We start from the raw sequence: 13,317 nt of genomic DNA, 5'->3' as shown, positions 1-13,317 counted from the left end.
ATGCCGGCCTCCGCCCCGGCGGTCTCCCGGTGGCAGGGCGTGTCGTCGAAGTACTTCGCCTGGGCCAGCTGCAGGAAGGCGTGCACCGTGCACGGCGCCTTCGCCGCGTCGAGGGTCGCGACCATCGTGCCGAGGCTGGTGTTGATCGTCATCGTCGCCGGCTTGGTGTTGACCGTCGGCGCCGACGGCGGCATCGCGACGTCCCTGGCCGGCGCGGCGCCGGAGTCGTCCTTGGTGTAGACGCAGTCGCCGACCTTGGTGGTCACGCCGGCCGGGCTCGCGCTCGCGGTGGGCTCCGCGGACACCGTGCTCGTGTCGTCGCCGCTGGTGGCCAGCACGATGCCGGTGATCGTGCCGCCGAGCGCGAGCACGACCAGCACCGAGACGAGGGCGGTGATCCGCCGCCGACGGCGCTGGGCGGCCCGGCGGCGCTCGGCCTGCCGTTGCGCCCTGGCGATCTCCAGCTCGCGCCGACGCCGCGTCTTCGAGTTGCTCACCGACCGGGCCTCCCTGCCCTCCGCACACCTGCCACCTGCGTGCCCGCGTCCCATGGGTCCGCCGCCACAGCCTGTGGAGCGCGGCTATGCGTTGCCTTGAAGTGGCCTTAGCGGAACCTTGGAGCCGTCAGACCGTCCGAAGGTATACGGCGCTCGCCAACTGCCGGTCAAAGGGTGCGCGATCGGCCCCCGCGCGCCGCCCCTGGGCGGGTGACTCGACGGTCGCGCGACCGGCGCCGCGCGCGGGTGGCTCCGCGCGGCGGAGCAGGCCGTTCCCAGACGCCCCGGGGCGCCGCGGCCCGGCTACAGGGTGTCGCGGCCACCGAGATAGGGGCGCAGCACCTCGGGAACCCGGACGCGGGCGTCGGCAAGCTGACAGTTCTCCAGCAGGGCGGCGAGCAGCCGGGGCGTGGCGACCGCGGTGTTGTTCAGCGTGTAGGCGAACCGGACCTCGCCGTCGGCGGTCCGGTAGCGCACGTTGGCTCGCCGGGCCTGCCAGTCGCGCATCGACGAGCAGCTGTGCGTCTCCCGGTACAGGCCCAGCGACGGGAACCAGGTGTTGATGTCGTTCATCCGGTACTTGCCGACGCCCATGTCGCCGGTGGAGCATTCGACGACCTCGTAGGCCAGGCCCAGCGCCTGCAGGATCGTCTCCGCGGTGTCCAGGAGCTCGGCGTGCCAGCGGTCCGACTCCGCCTGGTCGTCGGCGCACACCACGAACTGCTCGACCTTCTCGAACTGGTGGACGCGCAGCAGGCCGCGCACGTCCCGGCTGGCGCTGCCGATCTCCCGGCGGAAGCAGGGCGAGATGCCCGCGTAGCGGACCGGCAGCTTCGCGGCGTCGAGGATCTCGCCCGAATGCAGGCCCACCAGCGACACTTCGGCGGTGCCGGCGAGGTAGGCGTCGTCCGCCGGGATCTCGTAGATCTCGGCCCGGCCCTTCGGCAGCATGCCGGTGCCCACCAGCGGCGCCTCCTTGACCAGCGCGGGCACCGCCATCAGCTGGAAGTCGCGTTCGCGCAGCAGCTCGAGCGCGTAGGAGTGCAGCGCCCGCTCCAGCAGCACCAGATCGCCGCACAGCACGTAGGCGCGCTCGCCGGCGACCCGGCGGGCCCGGGCGAACTCGGCCCAGCCGCGCTTCTCGGCCAGGTCCACGTGGTCGAGCGGGGCGAAGTCGAACGAGGGCGGGGCGCCCCAGGCACGCACCACCGTGTTCGCCGACTCGTCCGGCCCGACCGGTGCGCCCTCCCACGGGACGGTGGGCGTGAGGAGCATCAGCTCACCCAGGCGGGCGCTGGTGGCGGCCAGCTGCTCGCGCAGCTCCTTGAGCCGCGTGTCGAAGTCGGCGTGCTCGGCGCGTAGCTCCGCGCGGCGCGCCTCGTCCGCCTTCGCGAACTCCTTGGAGAAGGACTTGCGGCGGGACTGGGCCTGGTCGACCTCGAACTGCAGCTTGCGGTTGTCCTGGTCGAGCTGGAGCAGCTCGTCGACGTCGAGGTCGAGCCCCTTGACGCGCACCGCCTGCTTCACCACGTCCGGGTTCTCCCGGATGAAGCGCTTGTCGAGCATGGAGTCCCGTCGTTCCTGATTGGATTCTGGTCGGCGTCACAGGTCTGGCCGAGCCAGCCACCGGCGGGCCGATCGCGAGAACCTGGTACGCCGAGTACCGAATACGTATGGCCGATGTACGCCTGATCAACCTACGCTTGATCAACTTGCCCTTGATCGATGTGCGTCGGATCGATGTACGTCTGATCGATCTACGGCCACGCTACCAGCCAGGTCCTCGACCTCGTTCCCGCGTCGGCGGCTGGCCGGCGCGTCAGCCGCGGGGCCGGTGGCGCGTCAGCGCGGCGTCGGGGCCAGGCGGCGGGCCTGGCTGCGCAGCAGGGCGCCGCCGGCGACCGCGATCCGCCGCGGCGTGCCGACCGCCACCCGGCGGTGCAGGACCTGGTAGTCGGCCCGCTCCACCTCGCCGAGGATTCCGCCGTAGAGCCGGGCCGCGGTCCACACGCAGTCCCGCGAGGTGGGATGCAGCAGCCGGATGCCGGGCGTGGCCGCGTGCAGCAGCTCGCGTGCCCGCCCGATCTCGTGCCGCAGCAGCCGGCGCACGGCGCCGTCGACCACGCCGCTCGCCAGCCGTTCCCGGGTGACGCCGAACAGCTCCATCGACTCGCGCGGCAGATAGACCCGGCCGCGGCGCAGGTCCTCGCCGACGTCCCGGATGAAGTTGATCAGCTGGAACGCGGTGCCGAGATCGCCGGCGTACGGAGCGGCCGCCGGCGAGCTGGGTTCCAGGATCGGCAGCATCTGCAGGCCGATCACGGAGCCCGAGCCGTAGACGTAGGTCATCAGGTCGTCGAACGTGTCATAACCGGTGACGGTGAGGTCCATGGCCATCGACGCCAGAAACGCCTCGAAGTGGCTGACCTGCAGATTCCAGCGGCGGATCGTGTGGATGACCGCCGGCAATACCGACACATCGGCCTGGTACAGCGGCCGCTCCAGCGCGTCATAGCCGCCCGTGCCGCCCGTGCCGCCGGTGTCGTCGGTGCCGCGGCGCAGCGCGTCCACCAGGCGCCCGCCCCAGTCGGCGAGCCAGCGCGCCCGCTCGGCGGCGGGCAGCTGGGAGTCGAGGCTGTCGACGATGTCGTCGGCATAGCGGGCGAACCCATAGAGCGCGTGTACGTACGGCCGTTTCCACGCCGGCAGCAGCAGCGTGGCCAGGTAGTACGTCCGCCCGTGCTCGGCGTTGAGCCGGCGCGCCGCCGCGTACGAGCGACGCAGCGCCGGGTCGGCGTTGATCTCGGCCAGGCCGCGGTCCACCCCGGCGCCCCGGGCCGGCGATCTCCCGGACCGCCGGCCCACCGGACCGGCCTCGCCGATCCGGTGGGGACCCGGCCGTCGCCGCGGCGGGAACCTCCTCGCCGGCCCGGAAGGAACCTCGGCGGGCGCGCTCACGGGAGCCGGCGGCCGAACGCCAGCGCGAACGCCGCCGCGGCGAGGCCGAGGCCGAGGCTGGCCCCGACGAACGCCGGGGTGACCTCGCGGAACTCCTTGCGGTAGCCGATCGAGCTGCCCAGCCCCTTGTAGATCGAGGTGAGCTCGTCGCCGGAGGTCGCCTTGTGGTGCGACCCGCCGGTCTGGTCGGCGATCTGGCGAAGCGCCGGCTCGTTGACCGGCACCGGGATCAGCTGCCCGCCGACGTCGAGGGTCCCGTTCGGGGTGCCGTAGGCGATCGTGTCGACCGGGACGTGCGCCTCCTTGGCCGCCTGAGCCGCCTGGGAGTTCGGCCGGCCGCGGGTGGTCTCGCCGTCGGAGATCAGCACGATCGCCGCGGGCGGCGGGGTCTGGCCGGTGTCGGTCAGCCGCTCGCCGATCGTGGTGATCGCCTGCAGGGAGGCGTAGATGCCCTCGCCGATCGCGGTGGCCGGGCCGAGCTGCAGGCTGTTGATGGCCGAGCGGACCGCCTCCCTGTCCGTGGTCGGCGGCACCAGCACCGCGGCGCTGCCCGAGAACGACACCAGACCCAGGTTGATCCGCGGGGGCAGCTGGTCGACGAACGCCTGCGCGCCCTGCTTGGCCGCGGCCAGCCGGTTGGGCGAGATGTCGGTGGCCGCCATCGAGTTCGACACGTCGATCGCGAGCATAATCGTCGCCCGCTCCCGCGGCACCTGGGTGGACATGGCCGGGCGGCCGAGGGCGACCACCATCCCGGTGAGCGTGAGCAGCAGCAGCGCGGCCGGCACGTGCCGGCGCCACCACTGCGGCCTCATCGGCAGCACCGAGGCGAGTGTCGACGCCGACGCCAGCCGGGCGGCGTACCGCTCCCGACGCAGGGAGACGACGATGTGCCAGGCGAGCAGCGCCGCGACGGCGAGCAGCAGCCACAGCCAGTGGGCGGACAGGAAGCTCATGTCTTCTCGCTCGTTCGGATCGGGCGGACCGCCGTCGACGCGCGGCGCGAGGCCGGCCCCGCCGCGGATGCCCGGCTCGCGCCGGACGCCCGGGGGCCCGCGGCGCGCAGCGCGGCCTGCCCGCGTCGGTTGGCCGCCGCGTACCGGGCGATCTCGATCAGCCAGTCGGTGTCGGTGCGCAGGCGCAGGTGCGCCGCGCCGGCGCCGCGCAGCGCGGCGTCCACCTCGGCCCGGTGACGCGTCGCGGCCTCCTCGTAGCGGGCGCGGAACCTGCGGGAGTGGGTGGGCAGCTCGAACAGCTCGCCGGTCTCCGGATCGACCACCGCGAGCGGCCCGACGTTCGGCAGGGCCAGCTCCAGCGGGTCGACGATCTCGACGGCGAGCACGTCGTGCCGGCCGGCGATCGCCCGCAGCGGGCGCTGCCAGCCGAGGTCGACGGACAGGAAGTCGGAGACCACGACGACGAGCCCACGCCGGCGGACCGGGCGGCGCAGCGCCTCCAGGGCCGCCGCCAGGTCGGTGCCCCGCCGGGCGGCCGGGCCGGAGCCGGCCGCCCGCGCGGTTGCCGGCAGGGTCAGCAGGGTTCGGAGCAGGGCGCGCAGCCCGGCGCGGCCCGGGCGTGCCGGGATCAGCCGGGTGCCGTCGTCCGTCAGCGCGATCGCGCCCATCCGGTTGCCGGTCCGCGCGGTCAGGAAGCCGACGGCGGCCGTCGCGGAGATCGCGAGCTCGCGCTTGCGGTACCGGGCGCTGCCGAAGTCCTGGCTGCCGGTCAGGTCCACCAGCGCCCAGGTCTCCAGCTCCCGGTCGGCGATCAGGTCGTGGACGTGCGGGATCGTGGTGCGCGCGGTGACCGCCCAGTCCATCCGGCGCACGTCGTCGCCGAACTGGTACTCACGGCTCTCGGACTTCTCGCTGCCCTGCCCGGGCAGCAGGCCGAGATAGTCGCCCAGCAGCAGCCCGTCGAGGCGGCGCAGCACCGTCAGCTCGAGGTGGCGCAACGTCCGCTCGACCACCGGGTCGGTGGCGGCGACGTGCCGGTCGGGCGGGCCCGCGCCGGGCGGCGGCCCGCCGTCCGGCCCCGCCCCGCTCCTCTCCTCCCCGCCCCGCGCGGCCCCGCCCGGCGCCGCGCCGGCTCCTGGCCGGGCCGCGCCGGCGGGCCGGGCGAACTCGCCCCCGGGTGATCCCGGAGGAGGACCGCCGCCGTCGGCCGCCGACCAGGAGCCGAACAGGGACCGCCAGCCGGAGCCGGGCGGGCTCATGCCGGACGTTCCTCGGTGTACTCCGGGAAGCCGGACTGCAGGTTGGGCGACCAGCGGCCGTGCGCACCCACGGGGACGCGCGCGGATGGCTGCTGGCGCGGCGCGACCTGCGGCGCGGCGACGCCGGCGACGATGCGGGCGGCGATCTCGTCGGCGGTCAGCCCGTCGGCCAGCGCGTCGTAGGACAGCACCAGCCGGTGCGGCAGGACGTCGAGCGCGACGGCCCGCACGTCGTCCGGCACGGTGTAGTCCCGACCGCGCAGCAGCGCCAGCGCCCGCGCGGCCGCGACCAGGCCGAGCGAGGCCCGCGGCGAGGCGCCGTAGGTGAGCAGGCCGGCGAGGTCGGGCAGGCCGTGCTCGGCCGGCGCCCGGCTCGCCAGTACCAGCCGCACGGCGTAGTCCATGATCGCGTGATGGACGAAGACGTCGTCCGCCCGCTCCTGGAGGCGGACCAGCGTCTTCGGGTCGAGCACCCGGTCGGCCCTGGGCGGGCGTACCCCCATCCGCCGGACGATCTCCAGCTCCTCCGCCGAGGTCGGGTACGGGACGTTGACCTTCATCAGGAACCGGTCGCGCTGCGCCTCGGGCAGCGGGTAGACGCCCTCGGACTCGATCGGGTTCTGGGTGGCCAGCACGAGGAAGGGAACCGGCAGCCGGTGGGTGACGCCGCCGAGCGACACCTGCTTCTCCGACATCACCTCGAGCAGCGCGGACTGGACCTTCGCGGGCGCCCGGTTGATCTCGTCGGCGAGGACGAAGTTCGCGAAGATCGGCCCCAGCTCGATGTCGAAGGTCTCCTTGCTCGCCCGGTAGACCCGGGTGCCGACGATGTCGGAGGGGACCAGGTCGTTGGTGAACTGGATGCGCACGAAGCTGCCGCCGACGACGTCGGCCAGTGTCTGCACCGCCAGCGTCTTCGCGACGCCCGGCACGCCCTCCAGCAGGCAGTGGCCGCGGGCCAGCAGCGCGACGAGCATCCGTTCGACCATGTGGTCCTGACCGACGATGACCTTCTTCACCTCGAACAATGCGCGTTCGAGCAGTGCCGCGTCGCTCGTCGTGTCCGGTGCGGCCAGCACCTCCGCTCGTTCATCCATAGCCGCATTCTCCCAGCCGGGCCGGGAAACCGGCACGGAAAGCCGGCGCTCGGCCGCGCTCGTCCGGATTGTTTACGGTTTCTTAAGGCGATTACGGTTTCTTAAGGCGGTTGCGGGCAGCGCCGCCCCGGCGGGGAGCGGCCGGAAACGGCGGGTCCGAGCCGGGCCCACCACCCGTTCCGCCGCCAGCCGCCCGGAGATCAATACCATCGGCACACCGACGCCGGGCCGGGTGCCGCTGCCGGTGAATACGACGTTCTCCAGCCCCGGCGCGCGGTTGCTCGGCCGGAACGGGCCGGTCTGCCGGAAGGTGTGCGCCGCCGCGAACGGTGCGCCAGCGGTCATTCCACGTGTCAGCCAGTCCGCGGGCGTAGTCACCTGCTCCACCGCGATGGACGCGCCAAAACCGGTGTATCCCCGTTGTTCCAGGGTCGCGACCACCTCGTCGCGGTACCGCCGGCCGAGGACCGACCAGTCCAGCGTCGCCCCGGCGAGCGTGTTCGGGGTGGGAAACAGGACGTGGAACGCGTGCCCGCCGGCGGGCGCCAGCCCCGGCTCGGTCAGCGACGGGGCGCTGACCAGGAAGGACGGGTCCGTCATCAGCTCACCCCGGCTGATGATCTCGGTGAAGGTGCGCCGCCAGGCCTGACCGAAGTGGATCGTGTGGTGCGCCGGGTCGGGCCGGCCCGCGTCCGGGTGGGCCGCCTCGCCCGCGCCGGCGAGCAGGAGGAAGCACGACGGCGAGTAGCGCAGCCGGGCGAGCCGGCCCGGCGCCGCCGCCGGCGGCAGCAGCTCGCGGTAGGCCGTCGGCAGGTCGGGGTTGAGCACCACCACGTCGGCCGCGACCCGGTCGCCGTCGGCGGTGCGCACCGCCACCGCCCGTCCGCCACGCACCTCGACCTCGGTCACCGTGGCGCCGTAGCGCACCGTCACCCCGTGCTTGGTGGCGGCGGCGGCCATCGCCGCCGGCACCGCGTGCATCCCGCCCTCGGCGTGGTACACGCCCGCGACCGAGTCCATGTAGGAGATCACCGCGTACACCCCGAGGGCCTGGTGCGGCGCGAGCCCGGCGTACATCGCCTGGAACGAGAACAACCTGCGGGTACGCGGGTCGCGCAGGTGGCGCCCGACCAGCCCGTCGAGCCGGCGGAACGCGCCGAGCGCCGCGAGCCGGGCCAGCGACGGGCGCAGCAGAGCCAGCGGCGAGTCCAGCTGCGCGTCGATGAAGTCGCGCATCTCGGCCCGGTAGAGCGCGCTGACCAACTCGACGAACCGCAGATAGCCGGCTGCCTCCGCCGGGCCGCAGATGTCCTCGATGCCGGCGGCGGTGGCCGCCGGGTCGGCCCGCACGTCGATCGTCGAGCCGTCGGCGAACCGGGCCCGGTACATCGGGTCCAGCCGGCGCAGCGTCACCCAGTCGGCGAGGTCCTCACCGACGGCGGCGAACGCGTCCGCGAGCAGGTCCGGCATCGTCAGCACGGTCGGGCCGGTGTCGAACTGGTAGCCGTCGGCGCGCCAGACGCCCGCCCGTCCGCCGGGTACGTCGGCCCGCTCCAGGACGGTCACCCGCCGGCCAGCGCCGGCCAGCCGAAGCGCGGCGGACAGCCCGCCGAGCCCGGCGCCGACGACCACCACGTGGTCCGTCGGCCCGGTCACCGTCCGCACGGGTCACCGTCTCGCCCCGCCGCCGGCCGCGCCCCGGCCCGTGCCTCGCCCGCCTGTGACCTTCCCCGCCCCGCGTCCACCTCTGGCCCTCCTCGCCGGCGCCGAGCCGCGCCCTCCCGCCGGTCGCCACCTGATGATCCCCGCGCGCCGGCCGGTCCGCGACCCCCGCCACGACGGCGCCGGACGCGCGGCCGCTGCCCGTTCGAGGCCATCCGGGACCCCCACGCCGGCGCGCTCGTCCCAGGCGGCCCGGACGTCCGGCGGCGCCGGCGCCCACCGGCATCCTCCCGGGACGCTCCTGCCCCGCCGCGCGGCGGGTACCGTGCGTGCGTCCGTCCGGTCCGTCCCCGCGTGGAGCGCCTCCGTGCCCGATCTTCCCGTCTCCGACGTTCTCGTCGTGGTGGCCGGCGTCGTCCTGCTCGCGCTCGCCGCGGGCGGGCTGGGCCTGCTGCGCCGCCCCCCGCTGTCCGCGGTGCGCGTCGTCGAGGGCGTGCGCGCGGTCGAGATCCGGCTGGCCGCCGGCCGGGTGGAGATCGGTGAGGACGACCGCGCCGACGCCCGGGTCGACCTGACGGTACGCCGCCGGGTGGGGCGCCAGCCGCCCCGGCTGACCGTCGCCGACGGCGTGCTGCGCCTGGACGGGCGGGCGAGCGAGGCCCGGCTGCGGCTGCGGCTGCCGCGCGGCACCCCGGCGCGCGTCGAGCTGCGCGCCGGCGAGGTCAGCCTGTGGGGGTCGGCGGGGGATCTGGAGCTGCTCACCGAGACGGCGACGATCGCCGGCCGGGAACTGTCCGGCGCCGAGATCACCACGCGCAGCGCGGCCGGCGACATCAGCCTGCACTTCACCGGTCAGCCCCGCCGCCTCGCCGCGACCGGCGGTCCTGGCGCGATCACCGTCGTGCTGCCGGACGGCCGTTACGCGGTCGAGGTGGAGTCGGCCGATCCGGCGAGCCCGGTCCGCGTCGACGTGGACACCGACCCGGGCGCGCCGTCCGCCATCCTGGTGCGCGGGGGAGGCGGCCCGGTCCGCGTCGGCACGCCCGCGACGGGGGGCACCCGCCCGATCTGAGGGTGGCCGCCGCGGCCGGGCAGAGCGTGACGGATGACGCATCGCCGTCACCGGTCACTGATCACCGGCCATCCGGACATATGACGCATAGCGGCTGGTGGCCGTTCTGGAGCGAGTCACAGGCCCGGTGGCCCGCGACATGCCCGGTGACGCGCGGGGGCGACTCCGGGAGGATCATCCAATCCGGCTACCCTCATCGACATGACAGCGGTAGGGAGCGCCCCTGTGACCACGCGTCCCACGGCCGAGCGTCCGGCCGCGCCGCCTGCTGGAACCGCGCGTCCGAGTGCCCAGCGCGCCAGGACGGTGCGGGAGATCCTCGACGCCGGCGAGATCTCCTACTCGTTCGAGTTCTTCCCGCCGAAGACCCCGGACGGCGAGAAGGCGCTGTGGCAGGCGCTGCGCGAGATCGAGGCGCTGCACCCGTCCTTCGTGTCCGTGACCTATGGAGCCGGCGGGTCCACCCGCGACGGCACGATCCGGGTCACCGAGCGGATCGCGACCGAGACGACCCTCACTCCGCTCGCGCACCTGACCGCCGTCAACCACTCGGTCGCCGAGCTGCGCCAGGTGATCGGCAACTATGCCGGCGCTGGCGTGCGCAACGTGCTGGCGCTGCGCGGCGACCCGCCGGGCAACCCAGGGGGCGAGTGGCTGCCCCATCCGCAGGGCCTGAGCTACTCGTCCGAACTGGTGGCGCTGGTCAAGTCGCTCGGCGACTTCTGCGCGGGCGTGGCGGCGTTCCCGGACAAGCACCCCCGCTCGCTGGACCTGGAAAGCGACGCGGACTTCCTGGTCCGCAAGTTCGACGCCGGGGCCGACTACGCGATCACCCAGTTCTTCTTCGGCGCCGACGACTACTTCCGGCTGGTGGAGCGAGTACGTCGGCGCGGGTACGAGACCCCGATCATTCCGGGCGTGATGCCGGTGACCAACGTCGCGCAGATCGAGCGGATGGCGCTGCTGTCCGGCGCCGACTTCCCCGCCGACCTCGCCGAGCGGCTGCGCGCCGTCGCCGACGACCCGGCGGCGGTCCGCGAGATCGGCATCGAGGTCGCCACGGACCTGTCCGACCGGCTGCTCACCGGCGGCGCCCCCGGCCTGCACTTCATCACCCTGAACCGATCCAGCGCGACCCGTGAGGTCTGCCACGCGGTCCGCGTCCGGCACAGCCGGCTCGGCGCGGGCCACTCCGGCGGACCTTCCTGAGCCACCAGCGGGCGGGGCAGTCCTGCCTGGTGGTCTCGGGTCCGGCTGCCTTCACCAGAGCCAGGCGGCCTGTCCGCCTGGGGATCGTTCCCGCTCGGTTCCGCCGGCGTGGATCCGATCCGCCGGCATGGATCCGAGCGGATCGCCACGCTCTGGGGTTTCTGTGCCCGGGGAACAGCGTCACTGTGTCCGGGGAACAGCGTCCCCGGCCCCCGGTAGTTCGCGTCGTGGTGGTTCGCGTTTCGCCCCGGCCCGCGCGGGCGGGCCGGGGATGCCGGCGCGGTAGTCCGTGAGCCTTCTTCCGCTCCGGCCGGACGCGCCGAGAACGGCGCGCCGCGCGGCGGTGTCGGAAAGGGATCAGTCCGTATCGTCGTAGGCGTCGAAGACGCACAGCAGCCACTCGTCCCGCAGGGGCTGCTCGCGGACGAGGGCGAACCCCGCCTCGTTGGCGGCGTCCACGACGGCCATCACCAGGCCGAGGTCCAGAGTGCCGAAGACGGGCGTGATCCGGATCGCGAGAACCACCTGATCGCGATGGGTGCTGAAGAACTCGGCCGGGTCAAGGTCGTCGAGGGACTCGACGACTCCCGAAATCTGCTCGCTCACGCCGGCACTCTACGGGGAGGCGACGATAGGCCGCGTGCAGACCCCCATACCCGGGCGAGATGACTACTTTAGTGCATGGGCGGTAACCCATGGTGGTTATGACCCCGCGACCGGGAGCGCGCTCGTCCGCCACTGGCTGGGGCTCACCTACCGGCTTGCCCGGCCGCTGGCCGCGCATTCGGTGCCCCCGGCCGCCGTCACGGCGGCCGCGGCGGCACTGCCGGCGCTCGCCCTGCCCCTGGCCGCGGCCGGCGGTCGCTGGCCGCTGCTCGTGGCGCTCGTCGTCGCGGCGAGCGGCCTGCTGGACAACCTCGACGGCGCCGTCGCCATCCTGCGCGCCCGCGCGAGCGCCGCGGGGTTCGTGCTGGACTCGGTGGCCGACCGGGTCGCCGACGGGCTGTACCTGATCGCGCTGTGGCTGCTCGGCGCGCCCGGCTGGCTCGTCGTCGCCGCCGGCGCGGCCGTGGGCCTGCTGGAATACACCCGCGCCCGTGCCGGCAACGCGGGCCTCGGCGAGATCGGTGTCGTCACGGTAGGGGAGCGCCCCACCCGGGTGATCATCGCGGTGGCCGGCCCGCTGGCCGCCGGCTGCCTGCCGGGCCTGCGCGAGCCGGTGGCGGCGGCCGCGGCGGCGGGCACTCTCGCCGTGGCGGTCGTGGGCCTCGGCCAGCTCACGGCGGTCCTGCGGCGCGTCCTGGGCGGCCGGCCGGAGCGCGCCGGCCGGCGTGGGCCGGAGGACGTGGCCGGCGGGAGCGGGAAGAACGGCGGCGGGCCGCCCGCTCGCAGATCTTGAGAATCGCATGATCGAGGCCGGTATCGTCGCCCCGTGGCGAGGATCGTGGTGGTGGGCGCGGGGGTCGGCGGGTTGGCGGTGGCGGCCCGGCTGGCGGCCGCCGGACATGTCGTCACGGTGTGTGAGCAGTCCTCCCGGATCGGCGGCAAGCTCGGCTGGTACTCCCGGGACGGGTTCTCCTTCGACACCGGGCCCTCCCTGCTGACCATGCCCGAGGTCTTCGAGGAGCTGTTCACCGCCACCGGCGGGCCACAGCCTTCCGGCCTCGTGCTTCGCAGGCTCGACCCGATCGCCACCTACCGGTTCGCCGACGGCTCTGGCTTCGCCGCGCGCGCCGCCGACGACGAGTTCCGCGCCGAACTCGACGACGCGCTGTACTCCGGCGCCGGCGAGCAATGGGCGAGATTCGACGCGCACGCCGCCAAAGTCTGGGAGATCACCCGGGACACCTTCCTGTCCCGCCCGATGTCGGCGCGTCGCCTGCTGCGGCTCGCGGGCTCGCATCCACGCGGTATCGGCGCGGTGACCGCCGGGCGGACGCTGCGAGGGCTGGCGCGCCGCCACTTCACCGACGCCCGGGCGCGGATGTTCGTCGAGCGCTACGCGACCTACACCGGTTCCGACCCGCGCCGGGCGCCCGCCGCCCTTTCCGTGATCGCGCACGTCGAGCGCCGCTACGGCGGCTGGTACGTGCCCGGCGGCCTGTACCGCCTCGGCGAGGCCATCGCCGACCGGGCACGGGAGCGCCACGTCGAGATCCGGCTCGACACCCCGGTCGTGACGATCAGCCGTTCCGGTGGCCGGGTCGACGGGGTGGTGCTCGCGGACGGCGGCCAGCTGCCGGCCGACGTCGTCGTCGCCAATGCCGACGCGTCGGCGGTCTACGGCGGGCTGCTCGGCGGGACGGCCGGCACCGGCGCCCTCGCCGGCCGGCTGGCGCCACGCCCGACCCCGTCCCTGTCCGGTTTCGCCCTCCTGCTGGCCCTCGGCCCGGACACCACCCAGACACCCGCCGAAACCCGCGACCAGCACCAGCCGTCCCTCGACCCGGACACCAACCCAGCCACCGCCGAAACCCGCGACCAGCGCCACCCCCCGACGCACGGACCGACCCCGAACCAGGTCGGTCGGGGCGCTCAGCGCCCCGACCGGGGTCCCTGCCGGATCGGCGAAGCCGATCTGGGAGGTCCGGGAGCGGGCGGCCGGGG

Annotated in this window: 12 protein-coding genes; 4 read left to right on the top strand and 8 right to left on the bottom strand. The window is 74.4% G+C overall.

The window, feature by feature from the left end:
• The 7 genes from I6A81_RS42275 to crtI all read right to left on the bottom strand — a co-directional run.
• On the bottom strand, positions 1-497 hold a 497-nt coding region (locus tag I6A81_RS42275), incomplete at its 3' end, for a peptidylprolyl isomerase (RefSeq protein WP_203007754.1).
• Between the two features lie 303 nt (positions 498-800).
• The gene (gene serS / locus I6A81_RS42270; RefSeq protein WP_203007755.1) at positions 801-2,063 is read right to left on the bottom strand and encodes a serine--tRNA ligase; all 1,263 of its coding nucleotides are present in this window, start codon (positions 2,061-2,063) and stop codon (positions 801-803) included.
• 276 nt (positions 2,064-2,339) lie between these two features.
• Positions 2,340-3,320, bottom strand: coding sequence for a phytoene/squalene synthase family protein (locus I6A81_RS42265; RefSeq protein ID WP_307875258.1), 981 nt, complete (start codon positions 3,318-3,320; stop codon positions 2,340-2,342).
• A gap of 131 nt (positions 3,321-3,451) precedes the next feature.
• Positions 3,452-4,411 carry a VWA domain-containing protein gene (locus I6A81_RS42260; protein WP_203007756.1) on the bottom strand — a complete coding sequence of 320 codons (960 nt, stop codon included), beginning with the start codon at positions 4,409-4,411 and terminating at the stop codon, positions 3,452-3,454.
• Complete coding sequence (locus I6A81_RS42255; RefSeq protein ID WP_238438167.1) at positions 4,408-5,670, bottom strand: DUF58 domain-containing protein; 1,263 nt, start codon at positions 5,668-5,670, stop codon at positions 4,408-4,410. Before I6A81_RS42255 ends, I6A81_RS42260 begins: the two co-directional genes overlap by 4 nt.
• Entirely contained in the window at positions 5,667-6,767 is a 1,101-nt protein-coding gene (locus I6A81_RS42250; RefSeq protein WP_203007324.1) for an AAA family ATPase, read from the bottom strand. Before I6A81_RS42250 ends, I6A81_RS42255 begins: the two co-directional genes overlap by 4 nt.
• 72 nt (positions 6,768-6,839) lie before the next feature.
• The gene (gene crtI, locus I6A81_RS42245) at positions 6,840-8,432 is read right to left on the bottom strand and encodes a phytoene desaturase family protein (protein WP_203007325.1); all 1,593 of its coding nucleotides are present in this window, start codon (positions 8,430-8,432) and stop codon (positions 6,840-6,842) included.
• 364 nt (positions 8,433-8,796) lie between these two features.
• Here crtI and I6A81_RS42240 point away from each other — a divergent pair, with 364 nt between their 5' ends.
• Both I6A81_RS42240 and metF read left to right on the top strand, forming a co-directional pair.
• Entirely contained in the window at positions 8,797-9,501 is a 705-nt protein-coding gene (locus tag I6A81_RS42240) for a hypothetical protein (RefSeq protein WP_203007326.1), read from the top strand.
• Positions 9,502-9,726: 225 nt separating this feature from the next.
• A complete protein-coding gene (gene metF / locus I6A81_RS42235; protein WP_407661485.1) occupies positions 9,727-10,710 on the top strand; it encodes a methylenetetrahydrofolate reductase [NAD(P)H] in 984 nt (327 codons plus the stop codon).
• A gap of 357 nt (positions 10,711-11,067) precedes the next feature.
• Here the strand turns inward: metF and I6A81_RS42230 are convergent, their stop codons facing one another.
• Positions 11,068-11,316, bottom strand: coding sequence for a hypothetical protein (locus tag I6A81_RS42230; RefSeq protein WP_203007328.1), 249 nt, complete (start codon positions 11,314-11,316; stop codon positions 11,068-11,070).
• Between the two features lie 25 nt (positions 11,317-11,341).
• Here I6A81_RS42230 and I6A81_RS42225 point away from each other — a divergent pair, with 25 nt between their 5' ends.
• Together I6A81_RS42225 and I6A81_RS42220 are read left to right on the top strand one after the other, a co-directional pair.
• Positions 11,342-12,109, top strand: coding sequence for a CDP-alcohol phosphatidyltransferase family protein (locus I6A81_RS42225; protein WP_307875259.1), 768 nt, complete (start codon positions 11,342-11,344; stop codon positions 12,107-12,109).
• 33 nt (positions 12,110-12,142) lie between these two features.
• Positions 12,143-13,317: phytoene desaturase family protein (locus I6A81_RS42220; RefSeq protein ID WP_307875257.1), on the top strand; the 1,175-nt coding region annotated here is incomplete at its 3' end.

The sequence above is a fragment of the Frankia nepalensis genome, assembly GCF_016786325.1.
Taxonomy (GTDB): domain Bacteria; phylum Actinomycetota; class Actinomycetes; order Frankiales; family Frankiaceae; genus Pseudofrankia; species Pseudofrankia nepalensis.
The sequence above is the reverse complement of the archived record's forward strand: the minus strand, read 5'-3'. Positions and strand labels throughout refer to the sequence as shown.